This is a genomic window from Streptomyces sp. NPDC002206 (assembly GCF_053593595.1).
In genome coordinates this window covers 117,684-138,660 of record NZ_JBSFCW010000016.1, presented here as the reverse complement: position 1 = coordinate 138,660, position 20,977 = coordinate 117,684, and the positions used below count along the sequence as shown (strand labels likewise).

Annotated in this window: 26 protein-coding genes, 3 pseudogenes and 1 riboswitch; of the genes and pseudogenes, 13 read left to right on the top strand and 16 right to left on the bottom strand. The window is 70.4% G+C overall.

Annotation, left to right across the window (positions count from 1 at the left end; genetic code table 11):
* Window positions 1-79: 79 nt before the first annotated feature.
* From ACWCP8_RS26280 to ACWCP8_RS26250, 7 genes are all read right to left on the bottom strand, one after another.
* Window positions 80-844, bottom strand: coding sequence for an urease accessory protein UreD (locus ACWCP8_RS26280; RefSeq protein ID WP_451118500.1), 765 nt, complete (start codon window positions 842-844; stop codon window positions 80-82).
* The gene (ureG, locus tag ACWCP8_RS26275; protein WP_352269079.1) at window positions 841-1,518 is read right to left on the bottom strand and encodes an urease accessory protein UreG; all 678 of its coding nucleotides are present in this window, start codon (window positions 1,516-1,518) and stop codon (window positions 841-843) included. The genes ACWCP8_RS26280 and ureG overlap by 4 nt, the downstream gene beginning before the upstream one ends.
* Before the next feature lie 36 nt (window positions 1,519-1,554).
* Window positions 1,555-2,217, bottom strand: coding sequence for an urease accessory protein UreF (locus ACWCP8_RS26270; protein ID WP_352269078.1), 663 nt, complete (start codon window positions 2,215-2,217; stop codon window positions 1,555-1,557).
* Between the two features lie 13 nt (window positions 2,218-2,230).
* A complete protein-coding gene (locus tag ACWCP8_RS26265) occupies window positions 2,231-3,952 on the bottom strand; it encodes an urease subunit alpha (protein ID WP_451118498.1) in 1,722 nt (573 codons plus the stop codon).
* Complete coding sequence (locus ACWCP8_RS26260; protein WP_352269103.1) at window positions 3,945-4,256, bottom strand: urease subunit beta; 312 nt, start codon at window positions 4,254-4,256, stop codon at window positions 3,945-3,947. The genes ACWCP8_RS26265 and ACWCP8_RS26260 overlap by 8 nt, the downstream gene beginning before the upstream one ends.
* 13 nt (window positions 4,257-4,269) lie before the next feature.
* Window positions 4,270-4,572, bottom strand: a complete 303-nt coding sequence (locus tag ACWCP8_RS26255) for an urease subunit gamma (protein WP_352269076.1) — start codon at window positions 4,570-4,572, stop codon at window positions 4,270-4,272.
* A 138-nt stretch (window positions 4,573-4,710) separates the two neighbouring features.
* Window positions 4,711-5,331: a TetR/AcrR family transcriptional regulator gene (locus ACWCP8_RS26250; protein WP_352269075.1), complete on the bottom strand. Its 621-nt coding sequence runs from the start codon at window positions 5,329-5,331 to the stop codon at window positions 4,711-4,713.
* 102 nt (window positions 5,332-5,433) lie between these two features.
* Here ACWCP8_RS26250 and ACWCP8_RS26245 point away from each other — a divergent pair.
* Window positions 5,434-5,979 (top strand): annotated as a pseudogene (locus tag ACWCP8_RS26245) (ABC transporter permease); the annotation flags it as partial.
* A 54-nt stretch (window positions 5,980-6,033) separates the two neighbouring features.
* On the opposite strand, the gene ACWCP8_RS26240 reads toward ACWCP8_RS26245, so the two are convergent.
* Entirely contained in the window at window positions 6,034-6,318 is a 285-nt protein-coding gene (locus ACWCP8_RS26240) for a type II toxin-antitoxin system Phd/YefM family antitoxin (protein ID WP_352269074.1), read from the bottom strand.
* 95 nt (window positions 6,319-6,413) lie between these two features.
* Here ACWCP8_RS26240 and ACWCP8_RS26235 point away from each other — a divergent pair, with 95 nt between their 5' ends.
* The 3 genes from ACWCP8_RS26235 (at window position 6,414) to ACWCP8_RS26225 (ending at window position 8,342) form a co-directional block, all read left to right on the top strand.
* Complete coding sequence (locus tag ACWCP8_RS26235; protein WP_267006387.1) at window positions 6,414-7,049, top strand: ATP-dependent Clp protease proteolytic subunit; 636 nt, start codon at window positions 6,414-6,416, stop codon at window positions 7,047-7,049.
* Between the two features lie 7 nt (window positions 7,050-7,056).
* Window positions 7,057-7,365 carry a hypothetical protein gene (locus ACWCP8_RS26230; protein ID WP_352269072.1) on the top strand — a complete coding sequence of 103 codons (309 nt, stop codon included), beginning with the start codon at window positions 7,057-7,059 and terminating at the stop codon, window positions 7,363-7,365.
* A 327-nt stretch (window positions 7,366-7,692) separates the two neighbouring features.
* Window positions 7,693-7,865: riboswitch (cyclic di-AMP (ydaO/yuaA leader) on the top strand.
* A 3-nt stretch (window positions 7,866-7,868) separates the two neighbouring features.
* Entirely contained in the window at window positions 7,869-8,342 is a 474-nt protein-coding gene (locus ACWCP8_RS26225) for a C40 family peptidase (protein ID WP_352269071.1), read from the top strand.
* A gap of 44 nt (window positions 8,343-8,386) precedes the next feature.
* On the opposite strand, the pseudogene ACWCP8_RS26220 reads toward ACWCP8_RS26225, so the two are convergent.
* Window positions 8,387-8,866, bottom strand: a pseudogene (locus tag ACWCP8_RS26220) (LysE family translocator); the annotation flags it as partial.
* A 31-nt stretch (window positions 8,867-8,897) separates the two neighbouring features.
* Here ACWCP8_RS26220 and ACWCP8_RS26215 point away from each other — a divergent pair.
* A pseudogene (locus ACWCP8_RS26215) lies at window positions 8,898-9,197 on the top strand (LysR family transcriptional regulator substrate-binding protein); the annotation flags it as partial.
* A 93-nt stretch (window positions 9,198-9,290) separates the two neighbouring features.
* Here the strand turns inward: ACWCP8_RS26215 and ACWCP8_RS26210 are convergent.
* Entirely contained in the window at window positions 9,291-9,722 is a 432-nt protein-coding gene (locus ACWCP8_RS26210) for an ATP-binding protein (RefSeq protein WP_451118494.1), read from the bottom strand.
* Between the two features lie 204 nt (window positions 9,723-9,926).
* On the opposite strand from ACWCP8_RS26210, the gene ACWCP8_RS26205 reads away from it, so the two are divergent.
* Window positions 9,927-10,784, top strand: coding sequence for a helix-turn-helix domain-containing protein (locus ACWCP8_RS26205; RefSeq protein WP_352269068.1), 858 nt, complete (start codon window positions 9,927-9,929; stop codon window positions 10,782-10,784).
* A 27-nt stretch (window positions 10,785-10,811) separates the two neighbouring features.
* Complete coding sequence (locus ACWCP8_RS26200) at window positions 10,812-11,018, top strand: DUF397 domain-containing protein (protein ID WP_352269067.1); 207 nt, start codon at window positions 10,812-10,814, stop codon at window positions 11,016-11,018.
* A 21-nt stretch (window positions 11,019-11,039) separates the two neighbouring features.
* Here the strand turns inward: ACWCP8_RS26200 and ACWCP8_RS26195 are convergent, their stop codons facing one another.
* The gene (locus tag ACWCP8_RS26195; RefSeq protein WP_352269065.1) at window positions 11,040-12,182 is read right to left on the bottom strand and encodes an 8-amino-7-oxononanoate synthase; all 1,143 of its coding nucleotides are present in this window, start codon (window positions 12,180-12,182) and stop codon (window positions 11,040-11,042) included.
* A 144-nt stretch (window positions 12,183-12,326) separates the two neighbouring features.
* Between ACWCP8_RS26195 and bioB the strand changes: the two genes are divergently transcribed.
* From bioB to ACWCP8_RS26175, 4 genes are all read left to right on the top strand, one after another.
* On the top strand, window positions 12,327-13,511 hold the full coding sequence (gene bioB, locus ACWCP8_RS26190) for a biotin synthase BioB (protein ID WP_352269064.1): 1,185 nt from the start codon (window positions 12,327-12,329) through the stop codon (window positions 13,509-13,511).
* Complete coding sequence (locus ACWCP8_RS26185) at window positions 13,504-14,808, top strand: adenosylmethionine--8-amino-7-oxononanoate transaminase (protein WP_451118490.1); 1,305 nt, start codon at window positions 13,504-13,506, stop codon at window positions 14,806-14,808. Before bioB ends, ACWCP8_RS26185 begins: the two co-directional genes overlap by 8 nt.
* A gap of 1 nt (window position 14,809) precedes the next feature.
* A complete protein-coding gene (gene bioD / locus ACWCP8_RS26180) occupies window positions 14,810-15,505 on the top strand; it encodes a dethiobiotin synthase (RefSeq protein ID WP_451118488.1) in 696 nt (231 codons plus the stop codon).
* Window positions 15,506-15,698: 193 nt separating this feature from the next.
* A complete protein-coding gene (locus ACWCP8_RS26175; RefSeq protein WP_352269060.1) occupies window positions 15,699-16,376 on the top strand; it encodes a class I SAM-dependent methyltransferase in 678 nt (225 codons plus the stop codon).
* Window positions 16,377-16,380: 4 nt separating this feature from the next.
* Here the strand turns inward: ACWCP8_RS26175 and ACWCP8_RS26170 are convergent, their stop codons facing one another.
* From ACWCP8_RS26170 to ACWCP8_RS26160, 3 genes are all read right to left on the bottom strand, one after another.
* A complete protein-coding gene (locus ACWCP8_RS26170) occupies window positions 16,381-16,842 on the bottom strand; it encodes a hypothetical protein (RefSeq protein ID WP_352269058.1) in 462 nt (153 codons plus the stop codon).
* Window positions 16,843-16,907: 65 nt separating this feature from the next.
* Entirely contained in the window at window positions 16,908-17,279 is a 372-nt protein-coding gene (locus ACWCP8_RS26165; RefSeq protein ID WP_327123546.1) for a fic family toxin-antitoxin system, toxin component, read from the bottom strand.
* Window positions 17,276-17,503, bottom strand: coding sequence for a hypothetical protein (locus tag ACWCP8_RS26160; RefSeq protein WP_030921856.1), 228 nt, complete (start codon window positions 17,501-17,503; stop codon window positions 17,276-17,278). The genes ACWCP8_RS26165 and ACWCP8_RS26160 overlap by 4 nt, the downstream gene beginning before the upstream one ends.
* Window positions 17,504-17,625: 122 nt before the next feature.
* Here ACWCP8_RS26160 and ACWCP8_RS26155 point away from each other — a divergent pair, with 122 nt between their 5' ends.
* Together ACWCP8_RS26155 and ACWCP8_RS26150 are read left to right on the top strand one after the other, a co-directional pair.
* Window positions 17,626-18,507: an LLM class F420-dependent oxidoreductase gene (locus ACWCP8_RS26155; RefSeq protein WP_352269056.1), complete on the top strand. Its 882-nt coding sequence runs from the start codon at window positions 17,626-17,628 to the stop codon at window positions 18,505-18,507.
* 185 nt (window positions 18,508-18,692) lie between these two features.
* Complete coding sequence (locus ACWCP8_RS26150; RefSeq protein ID WP_267006372.1) at window positions 18,693-18,917, top strand: hypothetical protein; 225 nt, start codon at window positions 18,693-18,695, stop codon at window positions 18,915-18,917.
* A 342-nt stretch (window positions 18,918-19,259) separates the two neighbouring features.
* On the opposite strand, the gene ACWCP8_RS26145 is transcribed toward ACWCP8_RS26150, so the two are convergent.
* Entirely contained in the window at window positions 19,260-19,964 is a 705-nt protein-coding gene (locus ACWCP8_RS26145; RefSeq protein WP_451118485.1) for an anti-sigma factor family protein, read from the bottom strand.
* Window positions 19,957-20,538 (bottom strand): RNA polymerase sigma factor, encoded by a 582-nt coding sequence (locus ACWCP8_RS26140; protein WP_352269054.1) that lies wholly within the window; start codon window positions 20,536-20,538, stop codon window positions 19,957-19,959. The genes ACWCP8_RS26145 and ACWCP8_RS26140 overlap by 8 nt, the downstream gene beginning before the upstream one ends.
* Window positions 20,539-20,977 lie beyond the last annotated feature (439 nt).

Sequence of the window (20,977 nt, the reverse complement as noted above, 5' to 3'; positions counted from 1 at the left end):
TGAGAACAGGGCGTACACACACTTCTTTACCGAATCGATAACCGGACATCCGTGTCCCGCTGAGCGGTGCGCAACCGCGTCAGCCGGCCAGCACCTCGTCCAGCGCACCGTCCAGGACGCTGCGCAGCAGTCGTGCGTCGGGGGCCACGGCGGTCACCAGTACCGCGGGGCCGACCAGCCGGGTGAGAACGGCGGTCGGCCCCAGCAGTCTCGTATCGGGGCACTTGTCCTCGAATGCCGGGTCCACCACGAGGAGCTGGCCGATCGCACGGTGTCCGCCGAGCACGGCGCCACCGTCCCAGCCGCCGGGCGCCCCCGGTCCGTACGCCACTTGCTGATCGAGAAGCGGGCGTCCGGCGCGGTGGACGGTGAGGCGGCTGATGAGAGTGCCGGTGGTCTCGCCGTGGCGTCCGAGGATCTGCTCCTCCCGAAGCACCAGCTTTGCGGTCTCGGCCAGTTCGGCCCTGGTGGTCATGCGCAGCTCGCTGCCGCACGCCGAAATGAGCTGCTCCGGAAGCCAGTTGAGCTCCGCCCTCTTCCCCACCTTCAACTCGATGTCATATGTGGCGGGTTGGACATACGGTCCAGGGCCGGGCAGCGCCACGGTCGCCGCCGCGGAGTCCACGGTGAGCCGGGCGCCGTCCTCGACCCGCGCCTCGATGGCGAGCCGGTCGCCCCCCAGCGGCGCGCTCATCGCGCCGACGACGGTGACCCGGGCGCACGGGGCGACGATGGCCCTGGTCCGGCGCAGGGCCAGCGGCCCGTCGCTCTCGAGGACGGGAAGAGCCGTGGCGCCGCGGCCGTCGGGGACGGCGGTGATCCGGGCGGTCGCGTGGACGCTCATGCGGTCCAGGCGGCGAGCTGCGCCCGTACCCAGTCCGCGACGGGCTTGACGCCCTCGCCGGAGGTGAGGGAGGTGAAGGCGACGGGGAGTGTGCCGCGCTGCTCCGCGGCGTCCCGGGCCATCCGGTCCAGATCGGAGCCGACATACGGCGCGAGGTCGGTCTTGTTGATCACGAGGAGGTCAGAGGTGGTGACACCGGGCCCGCCCTTGCGCGGGATGTCGTCACCGCCCGCCACATCGATGACGAAGATCTGGGCGTCGACCAGGCCTTTGGAGAAGGTGGCGGTGAGGTTGTCGCCGCCGGACTCGACGAGGATCAGATCGAGAGGGCCGACGGTGTCCTCCAGGTCCTCGACGGCTTCGAGGTTGGCGGAGATGTCGTCGCGGATGGCGGTGTGCGGGCAGGCGCCGGTCTCGACGGCCTGGATGCGCTCGGGCGGCAGCACAGCGTTGCGCAGCAGGAACGCGGCGTCCTCGCGGGTGTAGATGTCATTGGTGACGACGGCGATGGACAGCTGGTCGCGCAGCGTGCGGCAGAGCGCTGCGACGGTCGCCGTCTTGCCGGATCCGACCGGGCCGCCGAGCCCGATGCGCAGGGCGCGGCGGGTGCCGTCGGGGCGTGCGGCGTCGGCACTGATGGCTGCCGGGCCGTCGTGGGAGTGGTCGAGGTGCATGGGGTGCGGCTCCTGAGGGGTGCGGTGCGGGTGGTCCTATGAGGCGAACAGGCGGACCGGCCAAGCGGCATGCGCTTCGGCGGTGATGTCGAGCAGAGGCGCGGAGGCCGCGGGCAGCGCGTCGATGCCGTGGTGAACGGCGGCGGCGGCCTGTTCGGCGACCCGGTCGAGTTCCGGCGCGAGGCGGGCGAGGACTGCGGTGGCCTCGAAGGGGTTCAGGGACAGCAGCCGGACCGCCGCGGTGGCCGGTCCGCTGACCGTTTCGTAAGCGACGCAGTGGGCCGCGTCCTCGGGTCCGAGACCCGCCGCGCGTGCGGTGAGGCCGAGCACGACGGGCTGGTGGGCGCCGCGCGGCCGGGCCTCCGCGAGTGCGGCGAGTTCGGGGCTGGGCCAGGTGGCACGGGCGGCCCGCATCAGCTGACGGCCGAGCTTGCGCGCGACCGCGCGCAGTGCGGGTGACGGGGTGCGGGCATCGGCGGCCTCGTCGAGCGCGAGCGGGTCGAGGCCGTGGGCGGCCGCCGCCGCGAGTGCGGCGGAGGTGAGTCCGGTGGTGTGCAGGCGGCCCCGGCAGAAGGCGGCGAGGTCCTCGACGTTACGGATGCGTCCTGCCTCGACGGCCGGTTCGGCGCCACCGGAGTGGGCGTGCCCCCCGGCGGGGAACCGGCCGTCGGCGAGGACGAGCAGTGCTGCGCGGCTCATCACTTGGCCTGTCTCAGAAGAGGAAGTAGCGCTGGGCCATGGGGAGTTCAGCGGCGGGCGCGGGTTCGACCGGTTCGCCGTCGATGGTCACGGCGAAGCTGTCCGGATCGACCTGGACCCGCGGCAGCGCGTCGTTCTCCCGCATGTCCGCCTTGGTGACCCCCCGAGTGCTGGTGATCGGCACGAAGCGTTTACCGAGTCCGAGGCGTTCCGGCAGCCCGTCCTCGATGGCCGCGCTCGCCACGAAGTTGAACGAGTTGGCGGCGGGCGCCCGGCCGAGTGCGCCGAACATCGGCCGGGGCATCACCGGCTGCGGAGTGGGGATGGACGCGTTGGCGTCGCCCATCTGTGCGTAGGCGATCTGTCCGCCCTTGATGACGGTCTGCGGCTTGACGCCGAAGAAGGCCGGGTCCCACAGCACCAGGTCCGCGAGTTTGCCGGTCTCGACGGAACCGATTTCCTGGTCGAGGCCCTGGGCGACGGCCGGGTTGATGGTGTATTTGGCGACATAGCGACGCACTCGGTGGTTGTCGGCCCGCCCGTCGCCGGGCAGGGGGCCGTGGCGCTTCTTCATCACATGGGCGGTCTGCCAGGTGCGCAGGACGACCTCGCCGACGCGGCCCATCGCCTGGGAGTCGGAGGAGATGATCGAGATCGCTCCGAGGTCGTGGAGGATGTCCTCGGCGGCGATGGTGGACGGCCGGATCCGCGATTCGGCGAACGCCAGGTCCTCCGGGACGGCCGGGTTGAGATGGTGGCAGACCATCAGCATGTCGAGGTGTTCCTCGATGGTGTTGACGGTGTGCGGCCGGGTGGGGTTGGTGGAACTGGGCAGGATGTACGGCTCCGAGACCACGGTGATGATGTCCGGCGCATGCCCGCCGCCGGCGCCTTCGGTGTGGTAGGCGTGGATGGAGCGGCCGGCGATCGCGGCGAGGGTGTCGCCGACGAAGCCGGCCTCGTTGAGGGTGTCCGTGTGGATGGCGAGCTGGGCGCCGCTCTCCTCGCATACGTTCAGACAGGCGTCGATGACAGCCGGGGTGGCCCCCCAGTCCTCATGAATCTTGAATCCGAGGGCCCCGCCGCGCAGTTGAGCCCGCAGAGCTTCGCCGGACATCGTGTTGCCCTTGCCGAGCAGTCCGATGTTGACGGGGTAGGCCTCCAACGACTCGAACATCCGGGCGAGGTGCCAGGCGCCCGGGGTGACCGTGGTGGCCTTGGTACCCTCGGCCGGTCCGGTGCCGCCGCCGACGAGCGTGGTGACACCGGCGGAGAGCGCCTGGTCGACGATGGTCGGCGAGATGAAGTGGACGTGCGCGTCGACGGCACCGGCGGTCACGAACTTGCCGTTGCCCGCGATGATTTCGGTCTCCGGGCCGATGACGAGGTCGGGGTGGACGCCGTCCATCGTGTCCGGGTTGCCCGCCTTGCCGATGCCGGTGATCCGGCCGTCGCGGATGCCGATGTCCGCCTTGACGATGCCCCAGTGGTCGATGATGACGGCGCCCGTGATGACGGTGTCGGGAGCCCCTTCGGCCCGGGTGGTGCGCGCCTGGCCCATCGATTCGCGGATCACCTTTCCACCGCCGAACACTGCCTCGTCGCCGGCGCGTCCGGGGCCACCGGAGCGGTCCTCCTCGATCTCGACGAGCAGATCGGTGTCGGCGAGCCGGACGCGGTCGCCGGTGGTCGGCCCGAACAGATCGGCGTACACGGCGCGGTTGAGCTCAGCCATCGAGGGCACCTCCGGTTTCGCCGCGCAGGCCCGGGACGATGCGCCGTCCGGCGAGGGGCACGAGTTCGATGTCGACGGGGATGCCGGGCTCGAAGCGGACCGCGGTCCCGGCGGCGATGTTCAGCCGCAGGCCGTGGGCGGCCGCACGGTCGAATTCGAGGCCGGGGTTGGCCTCCGCGAAGTGGTAGTGCGAGCCGACCTGGACGGGCCGGTCGGCGGCGTTGAGGACGGTGAGTCGGGTGATCGGGCGGCCCGGGTTGAGCGGCACCGGCCCGTCCGCGTAGAGGATCTCTCCGGGGATCATCGGCGGCGCCCCGTCAGACGATCGGATCATGGACGGTGACCAGCTTGGTGCCGTCCGGGAAGGTGGCCTCGACCTGGACATCGTGGATCATCTCGGGGATCCCCTCCATGACGTCGTCGCGGGTGAGTACCTTCCGCCCGGACGCCATCAGTTCGGAGACCGTACGGCCGTCGCGGGCGCCCTCCAGCAGATGCGCGGTGATCAGCGCCACCGCCTCGGGGTGGTTGAGCCGCAGTCCACGCGCCCGACGCTTCTCCGCCACGTCGGCGGCCACATGGATGAGCAGGCGTTCTTGCTCATGCGGGGTCAGTTGCAACGCTTCCACCTCACAGTCTTCCGCCCAGTACGGTGCTGGGCGCAGCGAGACATTAACTGCGCTCAACAGACTGTTGAACTCAGAACCGGTGTCTCACTCCGAGGTATTGCACGTTAGGGCGGAAGTTTTTCCGGCGCGTTAACTGATCTTTTGCAGGTCCATGGACATCAGGCCACGCAGGCCGTTCTCCAGCACCTCGGGCGCGGCGTCCCCGAACATCGCCGGCTGCACAATGAATCCCCGGGCGGTGGCGATCAAGGTGCGGGCCACATGATCGGACGGCACGTCGGCGGCCAGAATGCCGGCCTCGCGGTAGACCTCGACCAACTCTTCCCAGCCCGAGCACAGCCCTCCGTACGCCTCGCCGAGGGTGGCGGCGAGCCGCTCGCTGCGCAGGGTCTCGGACCACACCTGCACGATCAGCCCGGCGTAGGCCCGTCGGTCCATCCCCCGGCCTTCGCCACTGAACAGCGTCCGCGTCGCACGGCCGATCAGCACATCAGGGGTGGGTGGCGGGCTGACCCGGACCGCCTCCTCGAACGCCTGCCGGACACTGCCGACCGCCTCTCCGGCGATGGCCGCGATCAGATCGTCCTTGCCGCTGAAGTAGCGGTAGACCGCACCCGCCGAGAGCCCGACCTCGTGCAGTACGTCCTGCATGGAGGTGCCGTGGAAGCCGTTCCGTGCGAAGCAGCGCGCGGGACCATCCAGGATCTGCCTGCGGCGGGCGTCGAGGTGTACCTGGGATACGCGAGCCATGGCCGCAATCCAAAACGAACGTTCTTTCTTGACAGACGCCGCACTGGAGGACAGGTGACGCCCGCAAAACGAACGATCCTTCTCTCTGAATCGAGGCCCTCCATGCCCGCCACTCCGAACCACCGCATGGTGGCGGTCGTCCTCCTGATCCCCGTGGTGGTGACCATCGCGCTCTGGGCCTTCGCCTGGCCTGCCGCCCGGATCGCACCACGGGACCTCCCTCCGGGCATCGCGGGCTCCGCACCGGCCGCCGACCGGCTCCAGCAGCAGTTCGGGCAGCACGGGGACGCCTTCGAGATCCACCGCTTCGGTGACGGGGCCACGGCCCGTACCGCCATCGAGGACCGGGTCGTATACGGCGCGGTCGTGATCACACCGAAGGGGCCACGGCTGCTGACCGCCTCGGCGGCGAGCCCGATGGTGGCCCAGCTGCTCCGCGAGGCCGTCACCACCCGGGCCTTGGCCGGCAGCCAGGTGCAGGTCACTGATGTCGTGGCGGCTCCTGCCGGGGATCCGCGCGGGAGCGCGCTCGGCGCGGGCATCCTGCCGCTGGCGATCGCGGGTGTCGCCGCCGGATCCGCCGTCACGATGCTGAGGCTGCGCGGCGGCCGGGCCGCCGGGGCGCTGATCGGCGTCGCCGCGCTCGTACGCAGTGGCATCGCGACGTGGCGTCCGGCGACCTCACCGCGGGGGCACAGGCCGTCAGTTGCCCGGGTCGGTCCGCCCCCGGTGTTCCGCCGCGATGCCGAAGCGTCGCCGTTCGCCCGTGGCGGACGCGGCGGAGCCGATCGAGGAGACCGAGCTGATCACCTGCTCCTCGGCAGCCGTTTCTTCCTTCTCGAGTCGCTCCAGGTCAGCGGCCGAAACGAGCGCCACCAGCGGCTTGCCGTGCCGGGTCACCACGACTCGCTCGCCGCCGTAGACGACGCGGTTGATCAGTTCGGCGAGCTCAGCTCGGGCTTGCGTCACCGGAATCTCGTAGGCCATAGTCCCCATCATAACCTTCTGTACGTCCTGTACATTTTTCACAGATGCTTGTGCAGGCCCCGCGCAGACGCAGACACCGGAGGAGAGGCTTCACCATGTTCCGCCCTGCCGCCCGTTACGTACTGCCCGAGTTCACCGAGCGCACGACCGACGGGACCCGCACCCTCGACCCGTACTCCAAGCTGCTCGCCGAGCGGATCGTCTTCCTCGGCACCCCGGTCGACGACACCGCCGCCACCGATCTGATCGCGCAGTTCATGTACCTGGAACACGCCGCGCCCGACCGCCCCATCTCCCTCTACATCAACTCCCCCGGCGGCTCGTTCGACGCCATGGCGGCGATCTACGACACGATGGAGTACCTCACCTGCGAGATGGAAACCTTCTGCCTCGGACAGGCCGGTTCCAGCGCGGCCCTGCTGCTGGCCGCGGGCGCCCCCGGCCGACGGCACGCCCTCCCCGGGGCCAGGGTCGTCGTGCAGCAGCCCGCGCTTCCCGAGCCGCTGCAGGGCCAGCCGTCCGATCTGGAGATCGAGGCACGAGAACTGGTCCGCATCCGTGAACAGCTCACCCGCCTGCTGGCCCGTCACACCGGGCGAACTGCCGAGCGGATCGCCGCGGACATCGAGCGCGATCTCATCCTCGACGCCCCGGGCGCCAAGGCGTACGGCCTGGTGGACCACGTTCTGGAGAACCGCAAGACGTCGCTCCCGCCGAACAGCGCGAGGTGAACACCCGATGCAGTCACCGGAGTTCCCGCCGCTGCCCGCGCTGACGCGCGCCGAGGGCGAGTTCATCGACTGTTACCTGGAAGTCCTCGACCAGTTGGGCCGGATCAACCCCGCCCACGGCAGCGACACCTACGGCGCGCTGCGCGCGGCACAGGCACTCGCCTCGCGGGCCGTCGCCCTGCGGAACGCACTCGTGATGATGCACGAGCGCGGTGAAGCACAGATCCACGCCGCCACCTTGGCGCGGGCGCTTCGCGTGTTGGACGGGGAGCGGCGGGCCCGACGGGTCACCGTGCCCCCTGCCCAGACGAGTTGATCAACCCCCTTCCGCGACACGCCCGGCGGGCTGATCAAAATTCCTCGCTCGTTCGGAGTAGGAGATCCCCCGCACGAGGGATTGTTCAACTTGCGCTTCCGGCATGGCCGGTGAACGAAGTCTGCCATTCCGCCGCTGGTACGGGACCGGTCGGGCCGACCGGCCGGCCTCGCACAACTACCGCACCCACCCGGACGGATCAATCGCGATCAATCTTCTATATCGCTCCTTATCGTAGAAAATCCGGCACTCGGTGAGCCAAGATCCGTGGGACGACAAGCCCCCGCCACCGCGGCGGGGCGGTCCGGGCGGACGCCGAGTCCTGCCGCCACCCGGATGCCTGGTCGACAGAAGTGGATCGGCAGGAGTGGAGGACCCGAGCACAACGGGTCGACCGGATATCCGGTCGACCCTCGGGGTGAAGCCGCCGAGTGCGGCCGGGCAACTTCGCCAGCCCGAACCCGACAGGTCATCCTTCACAGGCGGCTGACGAAGGGTTGCGCATGACTGCGCAGGTTCATGTCCCGTCTCTGCTCACCCGGGCAGGTACTGCCACGGTTCTGACGCTCGCCGCCGTCGGCGGCTCCGTGATCGCCCCCGGCGCTGTGGCCGAAGCCCAGGCCGCGGCTCATTCGACGAAGGTGCTCAACATCGCCGCGTCGAAGAAGGGATCGCCGTACCGGTACGGGGGCACGGGCCCCCACCGCTTCGACTGTTCGGGTCTGACGATGTACGCCTTCAAAAGGGTGGGCAAGAAGCTCCCCCGCACGGCCCAGCAGCAGTACAACAAGACCCGGCACATCTCGGCCTCGCAGCGCCGACGCGGCGATCTGGTCTTCTTCCACTGGGGGCGCAGCGTCTTCCACGTGGGGATCTACGCCGGTAGGGGCAGGATCTGGCACTCCCCGAAGAGCGGTGCCGTGGTGCGGCTGGAGAAGATCTGGACGAGGAGCGTCTGGTACGGACGGGTCCGCTGACCTCTCTTCTGCCTGCTCCACCTTTCCCCGGTCACCTCCGCCGGTCAGTGCAGCAGGGGGCCGGTGCCCAGCGCCAGCCCCAGCGCGGTGAGCGCCGCGCCGCTGCCGCCCTCGATGGCGCGGGCGGCACGCGGCCGGCGCAGCCACCGGCCCAGGCGTTCCACCAGCAGCGCCACGGCCGGGAACCAGATCAGCGCGTGCAGCACGACGACGGTGGCCAGCAGCAGGGTCCTGGGCACGGGCGGCTGCCCGTCCGGAACGAACTGCGGCAGCAGGCTGAGAAAGAGCACGGGCGCCTTGGGATTCAGGGCGTTGGTCAGAAGGCCCTGGCGCAGCGCGCGTCCGGATCCGGTCACGGAAGGCCCACAGGCCCGCCGCGCGTCCGAGCCCGGGTCCGCCTCCGAACCGCCCCCGTCCGTGGTGCGGCGCCGTGCCGCGTACAGGGCGCCGATCCCGAGGTGGAGGACGTACGCCCCGCCGAGAAACTGCACGGTGCGGAACAGCGCGGGCACGGTGACCAACACCACCCCGGCGCGCGTCTTACGGCCGCGGGCCCATCCGTCCCGCCGGGGGGTGGAGAACGCCCTGGTCTAGGCGGGGGCGACACCCGCCGTGGTGTGCGAGTCACCGGGCTATGCACTCGTGTGCGCCCTGGTCAGTGCGGGGATCGGGCTCGCGGTGGTGCCTGAGATGGTCGCCGCGCTGTTGCCGACGCCCCTGTCCCTGCGACAGCTGGAGCCCGCGGCATTCCGGCGGACCATCTCGGTGGTGCACCACGGCGACCGTGCGAGTGGGGCGGCCGCGACGCTGTGCGCGCTGCTGCGCGGCGGCTTCGGGAGGGCTGCTGCGCAGTGACCATGTCGCGAAGGCCGGCGACGCGACCGGCGGCCGACTGCCGGGGACGCGACGTCCCGACCGGGCCTGAGTCCAGGTCCGCGAGGACGGTGGTCAAGTCTGGACGGGGAGCGTCCAGGGGAGTGCGATCCAGACGGTCTTGCCACCCTCGGCGGTCGGCGTGACCGTGAGCCGTCCGCCGCACTCCTTGGCCAGACAGCGAATGATCACCATGCCGCGCCCGTTGTCCTGCCGCACGGCGGCGGGCAGTCGCTGGGGCCAGCGGGGGTGACTGTCCGTCACGCCGAGATGCAGCTGCTCCTCCCGCTCCAGCCGCAGGTCCACGGTGAAGGTGGGCGACCGGCCGAAGGTGTGCTGGACGGCGTTGGTGGTGAGCTCGGAGACGATGAGCCGGATGGCGTCGGCGGTCTCCGTGTCATCGGGGAGACCCCAGTCGGCGAGCACTCCCGCCACGTATCTCCGGGCCGAGGAGACCGAGAGCGGCTCGCTCGGCAGAGTGACTCTTGCTTCTTGATGGTCTGCCATGGCGAGCCGTCCTTTTCCCGCCCGGACCGACCCGCGATCGGCCCGGAGTGCGCTTCGCGCCAGATTGCCACTGATGCGACCCTCCGTGACGGCGATCCACCAAGATATGCATATATCTGTCGCTCAAAGCGGTGAACTCTCGCCCGGAATACCGCACATCGGCGGCAAGATGGCCTCTCGGCACGAGAGGGAGGGAGGCCGCGGATGCAGCACGGTCCCGCGGTGCGCCGCCGCAAGCTCGGAGAGGAGCTGCGGAGTCTGCGCCACACATCCGGACTGACGAGTCGTGACGCGGCACAGCTGCTCGGCTGGCATCAGTCGAAGGTGAGCCGGATCGAGACCGGTACCAGTGGTGTGAAACCGGCCGATGTGAGCCGACTGCTGGATGCCTATGGTCTGGACGACCCGCAGTTACGGACGCTCCTGGAGACGCTCGCGGGCTCGGCGGGCGGCGGTGGAACCGGATGGTGGCACGCCTACCGCGGGCTCATCCCGCCCCAGTACCGGGACTTCATCAGTCTGGAGTCCCAGGCCAGAACCGCCCGCACGCTGGAGACCTCCGTGGTGCCCGGGCTCCTGCAGACCGCCGACTACGCGCGTGCGGTGACCCGTGCGTCGCTGGACGGACTACCCGCCGACCAGCTGGACTCGCTGGTGGAGGTGCGGCTCGCCCGGCAGGGGGTGCTGCGGACCGATCCGCCGCTACGGCTGACCGCGGTGCTCGACGAGGCGGTGCTACGGCGCGAGGTCGGCGGGCGCCGGGTGATGCACAATCAGTTGCGCCACCTGATCCGGCTCTCCCAACTGCCGCACATCGAACTGCAGTTGCTGCCGTTCTCGGTAGGTGGGTACATGGGTCTCACCGGACCCTTCGTCATCTTCTCTTTTCCCAACACTTCTGATCTGGATGTGGTCGTTCTCGACCACTTGACGAGTAGCCTCTACCTGGAACGGAAAGAAGACCTTGAGGCGTACAGCTCGGCCTTCTGCACGATGCAGGCACACGCGCTGTCGCCGGAGCACTCGTTGGACCTGATCGCCGCGATCGACCGCGACGGCTAGGAACCTGAGACTGCCCGAGGGGGCCCGATGTCCGATTGCCTCGCAGAGCACGCGTTACGGTGGCGGCGCAGCAGCCGCAGCACGGGGATGAACAACTGCGTGGAAGCAGCGCCGCTCGGTCCGGAGCAGCTGGCCGTGCGGGACTCCAAGGACGTGTCCAGGCCTCCGCTGCGGTTCTCGGCGGCGGCCTGGAAGTCGTTCGTCTCCGGCCTGACCGACGGGCCGGCCGGCTGACCGGCCGGTTCGCGGGTCCGGTCAGGCCGCCGGAGCCGTCCGCAGGACGGTCTCCACCGCGTTCGCGATCTGCGCTTCTGTCAGATCGGCGCGGGCAGTGAGCCGCAGCCGCGAGATGCCGTCCGGGACCGACGGCGGGCGGAAGCAGCCCACCGCGATCCCGGCCGTGCGGCAGTCGGCCGCCCAGCGCACCGCCGCGTCCGCCGAAGGCGCCCGGACCGAGACGACGGCGGCGTCGGGACGCACGGCGGTCAGTCCCGCGGCGGTCAGTTGTTCGTACAGGGCGGTGGCGACCGCGCCGGCCCTGCCGGCCCGTTCCGGCTCGCGGCGCAGCAGACGCAGGCTCGCGAGGGCGGCACCCGCGGCGGCAGGTGCGAGCCCGGTGTCGAAGATGAACGTACGGGCCGCGTTGACCAGATGGTCGATCACCCGGGCCGGTCCGAGGACCGCTCCGCCCTGACTGCCCAGGGACTTGGAGAGGGTGGCGGTGGCGACGATCCCTTCGCCGCCCGCGAGACCGGCGGCGGCGAGGGCGCCTCGTCCGCCTTCCCCGAGTACGCCCAGACCGTGCGCGTCGTCGACGAGCAGCGCGGCCCCCTGTGCACGGCAGACGTCGGCCAGTTCGGGCAGCGGTGCGGCGTCACCGTCGACGGAGAAGACGGAGTCGGTGACGGCCAGGGCGCGGCCGCCGTGCGCGTGCAGCGCCTTTGCGACAGCCTCGGGGTCGGCATGCGGTACGACGGCGGTCTCGGCCCGGGAGAGCCGGCATCCGTCGACGATGGAGGCGTGATTGCCCGCGTCGGAGACGATCAGGGAGCCCCGGCCGGTGAGGGCGGTGAGGGCGGCGAGATTGGCCGCGTAGCCGGAGGAGAGGACCAGCGCCGCCTCGAAGCCACAGAATGCGGCCAGTTCGCGTTCGAGTTCGGCGTGCAGTGCGGTGGACCCGGTGACCAGCCGGGAGCCGGTGGCGCCCGCACCCCACCGGTGCGCGGCCTCGGCGGCGGCCGCGGTCACCTCGGGGTGCCGGGTGAGGCCCAGGTAGTCGTTGCTCGCGAGGTCCAGCAGTTCCGGTTCGGCGGGCCGGGGGCGGAGCGTGCGGACGAGTCCGGCGTCCGCACGGCGGCGGGCCTCGTCGTCGATCCAGTCGAACGGGGCGAGGGGCATGGCGACGGTCCCTTTTGTAGGCAGCTCACAGACCCTAACCGGGGGCGCAGCCGGGCATGGTGTGGCAATACACACACCCTCTGCGGGCTCTGTTGTCCGGTTCCTCCTTGGCTGAGGGCGGTGGAGTAAGCAAGGATCATCGCCATGGACCTCCTGAACACGCTGGTGGACAAGGGGCTGCGGCGCGAGCTGCCGACCCGAGAAGAAGCGCTCGCCGTTCTGGCGACCTCCGACGACGACCTGCTCGAAGTGGTGGCCGCGGCCGGAAAGGTACGCCGCCAGTGGTTCGGCCGACGGGTGAAACTGAACTATCTGGTCAATCTCAAGTCCGGGCTCTGCCCCGAGGACTGCTCGTACTGCTCGCAGCGGCTCGGCTCGAAGGCCGAGATCCTCAAGTACACCTGGCTGAAGCCGGACGAGGCGTCGAAGGCCGCCGCCGCCGGGGTGGCGGGCGGCGCGAAGCGTGTGTGTCTGGTGGCGAGCGGCCGCGGCCCGACCGACCGGGACGTCGACCGGGTGTCGCAGACGATTGAGGCGATCAAGGAGCAGAACGAGGGCGTCGAGGTGTGCGCCTGCCTCGGTCTGCTCTCCGCGGGGCAGGCCGACCGGCTGCGATCGGCGGGCGCCGACGCGTACAACCACAACCTCAATACGTCGGAGGGGACGTATGGGGACATCACCACCACCCACACCTATGCGGACCGGGTGGAGACCGTGCAGCAGGCGCAGGCGGCGGGGCTCTCCGCGTGCTCCGGGCTGATCGCCGGGATGGGCGAGAGCGACACCGATCTGGTCGATGTCGTCTTCTCGCTGCGCGAGCTGGACCCGGATTCGGTTCCGGTGAACTTCCTGATCCCGTTCGAGGGCACGCCGCTCGCCAAGGAGTGGAACCTCACCCCGCAGCGCTGCCTGCGCATTCTGGCGATGGTCCGGTTCGTCTGTCCGGATGTCGAGGTCCGGCTCGCGGGCGGCCGCGAGGTGCATCTGCGCTCGATGCAGCCGCTCGCCCTGCACCTGGTCAACTCGATCTTCCTCGGCGACTATCTGACCAGCGAGGGCCAGGCGGGGCAGACGGATCTGGACATGATCGCGGACGCCGGTTTCGAGGTGGAGGGCGCGGGTACGACGACGCTGCCCCGGCATCGTGCAGAGGCGGGGGCCGAACCGGAGACCGGCGGCGGTTGCGGCGGACACTCCGCGGGCTGTGGGCCCTGCGGTGACGTGGCCGACGAGCCCGCGGCCGTCGACGCCGAGGCTCCGGCCGCGCGCACGGATCTGGTGTCGGTCCGCCGACGCGGCGCGGGAACGGATCTCGCCCCCAATGCCTGACCCCCTCTCCCCCGCGCAGTTGCGGACCCTGGACCGGGACCACGTCTGGCACCCGTACGGCCCGATGCCGGGCCGACAGGAGCCGCTGATCGTGGAGTCCGCGTCCGGGGTACGGCTCCGGCTCGCCGAACCGGCCCATGGGCAGCACGAGTTGATCGACGGCATGTCGTCGTGGTGGTCGGCGGTGCACGGCTACAACCATCCGGTGCTCAACGAGGCGGCGCGCGGCCAGCTGGACCGGATGAGCCATGTGATGTTCGGCGGCCTCACCCATGAGCCCGCCGTGCGGCTGGCAGCCCGGCTGGTCGAGATCACGCCGGAGCCGCTGCGTCATGTCTTCCTCGCCGACTCCGGTTCGGTGTCGGTCGAGGTCGCGGTGAAGATGTGCCTGCAGTACTGGCATTCCACCGGCCGGCCGGCCAAAAAGCGGCTGCTGACCTGGCGCGGCGGCTACCACGGGGACACCTGGCAGCCGATGTCGGTGTGCGACCCCGAGGGCGGCATGCACGGGCTGTGGTCCGGTGCGCTGCCCCAGCAGGTCTTCGCCGACGAGCCGCCCGGCGGTTTCGACACGCAGCCGGACGAGGCGTACGTACACCATCTGCGGGACCTGATCGCGCGCCATGCCGATGAGCTGGCCGCGGTGATCGTGGAGCCGGTGGTGCAGGGTGCGGGCGGGATGCGGTTCCACTCCCCCGCATATCTGCGGGCGCTGCGCGAGGCGTGCGACGCACATGACGTGCTGCTGGTGTTCGACGAGATCGCCAGCGGTTTCGGACGTACGGGGAAGCTGTTCGCGGCCGGACACGCCGGGATCTCTCCCGACGTAATGTGCGTCGGCAAGGCGCTGACCGGCGGCTATCTCACGATGGCGGCGACGCTGTGCACCTCACAGGTGGCGGACGGCATCTCGCGCGGCGAGGTGCCGGTGCTGGCGCACGGGCCGACGTTCATGGGCAACCCACTGGCCGCCGCGGTGGCCCTTGCCTCGATCGATCTGCTGCTCGGCCAGGACTGGCAGCAGGAGGTCAAGCGCCTGGAGACGGGGCTGCGGGACGGTCTTGCCGGTGCGCGCTCGATCGCGGGTGTACGGGACGTACGCGTCCTGGGCGCCATCGGCGTCGTCCAGCTCGATCACGACGTGAACATGGCTGCGGCCACCGAGGCCGCGGTCCGCGAGGGCGTGTGGCTGCGTCCGTTCCGGGACCTGATCTACACGATGCCGCCGTATGTGACCGGCGACGACGATCTGGCGCGCATCTGCCGTGCGGTGTGCGCCGCAGCGCGGGAGGGCTGAGATGCCGGTACTGGTAGTGAGCGGCACGGGTACGGAGATCGGCAAGACGGTCGTCACGGCGGCGGTTGCCGCGGTGGCGGTCGCCGCCGGGCGTTCGGTGGCCGTGCTCAAGCCGGCCCAGACGGGTGTCGCGCCTGGAGAACCGGGCGATGTCTTCGAGGTGCGTCGGCTGGCGGGCGAGGCAGTCACCGGCCTCGAACTGGACCGGTTCCCCGAGCCGTTGGCGCCGGACACGGCCGCCCGGCGGGCGGGCATGGCGCCCGTGCACCCGGAACAGATCGCGGAAGCGGCCGAGAAACTCGCGACCGAGCACGACCTGGTGCTGGTCGAGGGTGCAGGCGGGCTGCTCGTACGGTTCGACGACGAAGGCGCCACTCTCGCGGACGCGGCCCGGCTGCTGGCCGCCCCGGTTCTGGTCGTGACGTCTGCCGGGCTCGGCACACTCAACACGACCGCGCTCACCTCGGAAGCCCTGCGGGCGCGGGGGATCGGGTGCCTCGGGGTCGTGGTGGGCAGCATGCCGGCCGAGCCGGACCTGGCCGCGCGCTGCAATCTCGACGATCTTCCGGTGGTGGCGGGTGCGCCGCTGCTGGGCGTGGTGCCCGCCGGGGCGGGTGCGCTGGCGCCCGTCGACTTCCGTGCCCGGGCCACGAGTTGGCTGACGGCGGAGCTGGGCGGGATCCGGACCACCCGCTGAGCCGCGGAGCGGAGCCGACCGGGAATCCGGCCGTCGACTGAGCGGCTGAGCGGCGCGGGACGGGGGAGAATCTAAGTAGCCGTACAGTGCCGGTCGGGCTTCTCCGGTCGGTTTCGGGCGGGTCCGGCCCGCCCGCGCCGATCAGTCCGGTGGAGCCGACCCGGTGGATCCGGTCCTGTCGAGGAGGTCTGTCATGCGCCTGCGGAGCACGAAGATCCCGAAGGACGCGGTGCACCACCCGGTCTTCGCCCGGGTCTACGCCCGCGTGAGCGTGGCCGCGGAGACCAGATCCGGCATGGCGGCGATCCGCGCGGATCTGCTCACGGGTCTGTCGGGACGCATCATCGAGATCGGCGCCGGGAACGGCCTGAACTTCGCTCACTACCCGCCTGCCGTGTCCGAAGTGGTGGCGATCGAACCCGAGTGGTGCCTACGGCAGTTGGCGCTACGGTCCGCGCTGCGTGCCGGTATGCCGGTGGATGTCGTACCGGCTGCCGCGGAGGCGCTGCCGGTGAAGAGCGAGGCGTTCGACGGGGCCGTCGCGTCACTCGTGCTGTGCACCGTACGGAATGTGGAACGGTCGCTCGCGGAGATCCTCCGGGTGCTGCGCCCCGGCGGGGAGCTGCGCTTCTTCGAGCATGTACGGGCCGACGACCGCGCCATGGCGGCGACCCAGCGGACACTGGACCGGACGGTGTGGCCGCTGGTGTGCGGTGGGTGTCACACGTCGCGGGACACGCTCGCCGCGATCGAGAAGGCCGGGTTCGTGGTGGAGGAGTACCGCAGGGTCAAGATGCCGGAGAGGGGGATCCGGCTCCCCACCTCCGCGTGCGTGCTGGGCGTGGCCCGCCGGACGACCGTGGTGGACTGACGCGTCAGTCCTCCTGCTCCAGCTCGTCCGCGAACGCCCGCAGTGCGTCGGCCAGCTCCTTCTTCGTGGGCAGCTGGTCGACCTTCTTCTCGAGGTCGTCGATGCGCTTGGTCAGGTCGTCGATGCTCGCCGGGCCGGTGGGAGACGGGGTGGGTCCATCGGTGGGGTCAGGGCTGTCGGTGGGGTCCGGGGCATCGGTCGGGGTGGGGCTGGGATCCACGCCGCCCGAACCGCTCACGCTGCCGCCGTCCGTGCCACCACCATCGGTGGTGCCGCCGGCCGTGCCGCCCGAGACTCCGACGGAGCCGCCGTCGGACGTTTCGGTGGGGACGGGAGTCGGGTCGGCCGAGCCGCCGTCCGGGGCTCCGACGGCGATCGCCCCGCCGACGCCGAGCATCACGGCGGCCACAGCGCCGACAACCGCCACTGTCATCCGTCGCGCACGCGTGTTCCCTATGTGTGTCATGCGCCGGACATTAGCCACCGGTTCAGCGCGGAAGGACTCCTTCCTGAAACCCTACGCAAAGGGAGTCACAGGCTCCATTGACGGAGCTCGTCGGAGATGGCCCGGACGTCGGCCTTGCCCTCCTTGACCAGCCGGGCCAGGTCACGGACCTGCTCGGGCGAAGTGATGACCTTCAGTCCGGAAGCGACGAGATAGCCGTAGGCGACGGCGGAGGCGAACATCGCGTTGGAGTGTTCCAGCGCGGGGACATGGAGCAGCAACTGCAGAAGTGCGGCGGCCCTGATGTGCGGGTCGCTGTATACGGGGCTGCCGAAGATCTCCGCCTCATGACGGGCGACCGCGGCGACGAGCGCACCCCAGTCGACGACCTGTGGATCGCCGGGCGTCTTGTGCTCGGCGACCATGAGCAGCCACGAAAGGTCGATCCGGAGGTTCAACGGGTGCCTTTGCGCTCCGGGCCGAACTCCTCGGCGAAGACCGACTCGTACTGCTTCATGAAGTCGGCAGCGGCTTCGACAAACGTATGTCCGACTTCGCCCGCATCCTGTTTGACGAGCTCCTCTATGTAGCGGTTCACGCTCATCCCCCTCTGCAGCGCGCGCTGCCGCGCGGCCTCGGCGGTGGCCTCGTCCACTCGTACGTTCAGCTGAGTCTTGGGCACATCAACAAGCTAGCGCGGGATTGCTAGCACCGGCAAGGGGGGACGGTTCGGCATACGGACCACGCTCTCCCTTGGCAGAGTGTGTGGCCTGTCCATCGATCAACCCGGCGCGAGGAGAGGTCATGGCAAGGCCGTTTCGATTTGGAGTGAACATGCTGACGCCGGCCGGCGGGACGGACTGGCGCACCCGATGCCGCCGCGCGGAGCAGCTGGGATACGACGTCATCCTGGTCCCCGACCACCTGGGCCTGCCGGCCCCCTTCCCCGCGCTGGTCGCCGCCGCAGAGGCCACGGAGCGGCCCCGCGTCGGCACCTTCGTGCTCAATGCCGCCTTCTGGAACCCGACGCTGCTGGCCCGCGAGGCCGCTGGTACGGATGCGCTGACCGAGGGGCGCCTGGAGCTGGGGATCGGGGCCGGATACGTACGCGAGGAGCACGACCGGGCAGGTATCGAGTTCCTCTCCCCCGGCGGACGGGTGGACCATCTGCGACGTACGGTCGAGGAGCTGGACCGGCTGCTGCGCGACGACAGCCACGTCCCGAGGTCCCCGCAACACCCCAGGCCACCACTGCTGATCGGTGGGAACGGGGACCGGGTCCTGCGCCTGGCGGCCCGCTTCGCGGAGATCGTGGCGTTCACCGGGGCGGCGAGCGACCGGACCGGCAAACTCGTACCCCTCACCGCCGAGCAGCTCGACGAGCGCGTCGCCGCCTACCGGCGGTTCGCCACCGCGCGGGAGAGCCCGGCGGAGCTGAATCTGCTCATCCAGTTCGTCCGGACGACCCACGACCGTCGTGCAGCCGTGCGCGAGGTGCTGCCGCGGACACCGCACCTCGACGAGGACCAGGCCCTTGCACTGCCGCTGCTCGCGATGGGCACGGTGCGGGCGGTCGCCGATCAGCTGAGGGAGCGCCGGGAACGGTACGGCTTCTCGTACCTGACGGTGCTGGAGCCGAATATGGAGGCATTCGGCCCGATCGTCCAGGAGCTCGCCGGCAGCTGACCGCATGACGGCGTGCGTTCGACGGTCGGGCAGGACCGACTTGGTGGGAGGCACCTGCGGGACCGAGTACGACGCCGGCCACCGACCGTACTCCGATCGTCACGCTCCGATCCTCGTGCGGGACCGGGGCCCCGTATCCGGGCCGGCCGGATGCGCCAGCCCTCACGCGGGGCCACCCTGGAGTCATGGCGACACCACCGATCACCATCCACGCACCCACCCCGTCCGGCGCCCGGCCCGTAACCGTGCACGTCAACAATCGCGACGAGAGACTCGGACTCGCGCACAGCGATCACGACCTCATCGTGTTCCTCGCCGACGCCGGTTTGGCGGACCCGAAACGGATCCTCGACAACCGAGCCGTGGTCCAGTGGCAGGGCGCCGAAGCGCATCAGTACAAGGCCGCCTGATTCGCGGCGCACGCGAGCGGCTGGGCGTGCGCACCCTGAGGGGGTGAGCCCCCCGACAGTCGTGACGCTGTGCACCGACCGGTGGCCGGGCGGTCACGGTCAACGGTGCCATCGGCGGCCGCTCCCACGACGACTGCGACCTGATCGAATTTCTCCGGCGGGCCGGAATCCATGACGCCGAGCATCTCCTCGACGCCCCGCACCGGATCGAACGGCGTGGCGGGCGGGCCCACCGGTACGAAGCGGCATGACGAAACCCAGCTGCCTCCGGAGCGGATCAGAGAGCCCGGTGAGGTGGGTCAGGCGGTGGCGCCCCTGTCCCCGCGTCGATCCCCGACCCGCTCAGCGGTGGGGCTGGTTGATGGCGGCAGTGGCGAGTACGGAGCCGTCCGCGTTGAGCAGGCGGACGCTGGTGACCGGCGTCGTTCCGGCGACGTAGGGCGCACCCCAGGAGGCGTATCCCTCGTCGTCGAGGGCGAAGGAACCAACCTGGACGGTGGAACCGTCGGCCCGCTGGAGCTGGCAGCGGACAGTGCCGGAGTGCCCGTCGGCGTCAACCGCCATGTACAACCACGGCGAGGGCCCGGTGTAGAGGTAGACCTGCCCGAACGGCTTTCCCCCGTTGGCGAGTTGCGCGGTGAGCAGCTGCGGCTGCACCGGGGAGACGATGGGCGCGACCGGGGCCGGACGGCCAACGGATGCGCCGAGCACCCAACCGCCTCCGCCAAGGGCCAGGCCCGCTGCCGCTGCGGCCGCAGCAAGGGCGAACCGCCGCCACTGTACGCGCCGGCGCGGCCGTCGCCCGGAGGAGAATCCGAGCCGGTCGATCACCCTGTCCTCGAAGCCGACCGGCGGTTCGCTGCCAGGGACAAGATCCAGCAGCGCGTCCGAGGTGGCCGCCAGCTCGTGGACGTGTTCGCGGCAGGCCGGGCAGTTCTCCAGGTGGTCCATCGCCCCGGCCCGGTCCCTGGCGGGCAGTATGCCCAGCGCCAGCTCCGCGCCCATCTCCCTGAGCTGCTCACAGGTGAACCCACCGTGGTCAGTCATAGTCCACCTGCCTGGCTGCGAGGGACGCCCTGACCTTGCCCATGGCTGCCCTGATCCGGGTCTTGGCGGTACCGAGCGGTATCTTCTCGAAGTCGGCGACCTGCTGAGCCGTCATCCCGTAGATACCGGCCATCACCAGAGCGCGTGCCTGATCCCGTGGCAGCGTGCCGACCGCGCGGCGCAGTTCCACCGCGGCTTCGGCGGAGAGCGCATGCCGTTCCGGTGTGTCGGCGACGGTCTCCATCATGTTCTCCAGGTCTGCGGGGTCGACTGGAGCGGCCTTGCGGGCGCGTACGGCGTCGATCGCAAGGTTGTGTGCGATGGCCACCAGCCAGGTGGGCACCGATCCCCGGCGCGGGTCGTAGACCTGAGCGTGTCGACAGGCACGCTCAAAGGTCTGTTGAGCGATGTCCTCGGCGAGCTGGACGTCGCCCACCACAGCGATGGCCACACCGAAAACCCGACGCTGGAACCGCCGGACGAACGCCACGGCGATTTCGGGATCGCCGGTCATGAGCCCGGCCAGCAGCGCTTCGTCGGGCACCCGCTCCAGGGGGATGCCAATCCTGCGCATACTCCTTACGTAACACGAGCCCGCAAGGATTGCCTCCGTCAGACACCGCGCGGCGCGGTGGAAGGCCGGCACAGCGGCCCGTCCAAGGCTCAGGGGCAGGGTCCGGCGGAGAGCGCGGACGCGAGGTCCGGCGGAGAGCGCGGACGCGAGGTCCGGCGGAGAGCGCGGACGCGAGGGCATCGGCACCGGCGGGCCGAGGCTGAGCCGTTTCCGAGCACCAGCGAATGAGCACCACCGCTGCCGTGGCCCTGGGCAGTCGGCATCCGGGCGGGACGGGCCCGGGACAGTGCTGCTGGGGTTCCTGGCAATGGAGGCGGTATCGGGCCCCGGCATCCGTGCGCGGCGACAACAGCAGACGGCTCCGGGCAAGAAAATTTCAGGAAAAGGCAATCCCACGAGCGCTCCGGAGCGTATCCCGTCCAGAAGCCTCTTCAGGAGG

Bases quoted from the DNA above. Each gene is read 5' to 3' on its own strand.
- ACWCP8_RS26280 (WP_451118500.1), bottom strand. From the start codon at position 844: ATGAGCGTCCACGCGACCGCCCGGATCACCGCCGTCCCCGACGGCCGC.
- ureG (WP_352269079.1), bottom strand. From the start codon at position 1,518: ATGCACCTCGACCACTCCCACGACGGCCCGGCAGCCATCAGTGCCGAC.
- ACWCP8_RS26270 (WP_352269078.1), bottom strand. From the start codon at position 2,217: ATGAGCCGCGCAGCACTGCTCGTCCTCGCCGACGGCCGGTTCCCCGCC.
- ACWCP8_RS26265 (WP_451118498.1), bottom strand. From the start codon at position 3,952: ATGGCTGAGCTCAACCGCGCCGTGTACGCCGATCTGTTCGGGCCGACC.
- ACWCP8_RS26260 (WP_352269103.1), bottom strand. From the start codon at position 4,256: ATGATCCCCGGAGAGATCCTCTACGCGGACGGGCCGGTGCCGCTCAAC.
- ACWCP8_RS26250 (WP_352269075.1), bottom strand. From the start codon at position 5,331: ATGGCTCGCGTATCCCAGGTACACCTCGACGCCCGCCGCAGGCAGATC.
- ACWCP8_RS26240 (WP_352269074.1), bottom strand. From the start codon at position 6,318: ATGGCCTACGAGATTCCGGTGACGCAAGCCCGAGCTGAGCTCGCCGAA.
- ACWCP8_RS26235 (WP_267006387.1), top strand. From the start codon at position 6,414: ATGTTCCGCCCTGCCGCCCGTTACGTACTGCCCGAGTTCACCGAGCGC.
- ACWCP8_RS26230 (WP_352269072.1), top strand. From the start codon at position 7,057: ATGCAGTCACCGGAGTTCCCGCCGCTGCCCGCGCTGACGCGCGCCGAG.
- ACWCP8_RS26225 (WP_352269071.1), top strand. From the start codon at position 7,869: ATGACTGCGCAGGTTCATGTCCCGTCTCTGCTCACCCGGGCAGGTACT.
- ACWCP8_RS26210 (WP_451118494.1), bottom strand. From the start codon at position 9,722: ATGGCAGACCATCAAGAAGCAAGAGTCACTCTGCCGAGCGAGCCGCTC.
- ACWCP8_RS26205 (WP_352269068.1), top strand. From the start codon at position 9,927: ATGCAGCACGGTCCCGCGGTGCGCCGCCGCAAGCTCGGAGAGGAGCTG.
- ACWCP8_RS26200 (WP_352269067.1), top strand. From the start codon at position 10,812: ATGTCCGATTGCCTCGCAGAGCACGCGTTACGGTGGCGGCGCAGCAGC.
- ACWCP8_RS26195 (WP_352269065.1), bottom strand. From the start codon at position 12,182: ATGCCCCTCGCCCCGTTCGACTGGATCGACGACGAGGCCCGCCGCCGT.
- bioB (WP_352269064.1), top strand. From the start codon at position 12,327: ATGGACCTCCTGAACACGCTGGTGGACAAGGGGCTGCGGCGCGAGCTG.
- ACWCP8_RS26185 (WP_451118490.1), top strand. From the start codon at position 13,504: ATGCCTGACCCCCTCTCCCCCGCGCAGTTGCGGACCCTGGACCGGGAC.
- bioD (WP_451118488.1), top strand. From the start codon at position 14,810: ATGCCGGTACTGGTAGTGAGCGGCACGGGTACGGAGATCGGCAAGACG.
- ACWCP8_RS26175 (WP_352269060.1), top strand. From the start codon at position 15,699: ATGCGCCTGCGGAGCACGAAGATCCCGAAGGACGCGGTGCACCACCCG.
- ACWCP8_RS26170 (WP_352269058.1), bottom strand. From the start codon at position 16,842: ATGACACACATAGGGAACACGCGTGCGCGACGGATGACAGTGGCGGTT.
- ACWCP8_RS26155 (WP_352269056.1), top strand. From the start codon at position 17,626: ATGGCAAGGCCGTTTCGATTTGGAGTGAACATGCTGACGCCGGCCGGC.
- ACWCP8_RS26150 (WP_267006372.1), top strand. From the start codon at position 18,693: ATGGCGACACCACCGATCACCATCCACGCACCCACCCCGTCCGGCGCC.
- ACWCP8_RS26145 (WP_451118485.1), bottom strand. From the start codon at position 19,964: ATGACTGACCACGGTGGGTTCACCTGTGAGCAGCTCAGGGAGATGGGC.
- ACWCP8_RS26140 (WP_352269054.1), bottom strand. From the start codon at position 20,538: ATGCGCAGGATTGGCATCCCCCTGGAGCGGGTGCCCGACGAAGCGCTG.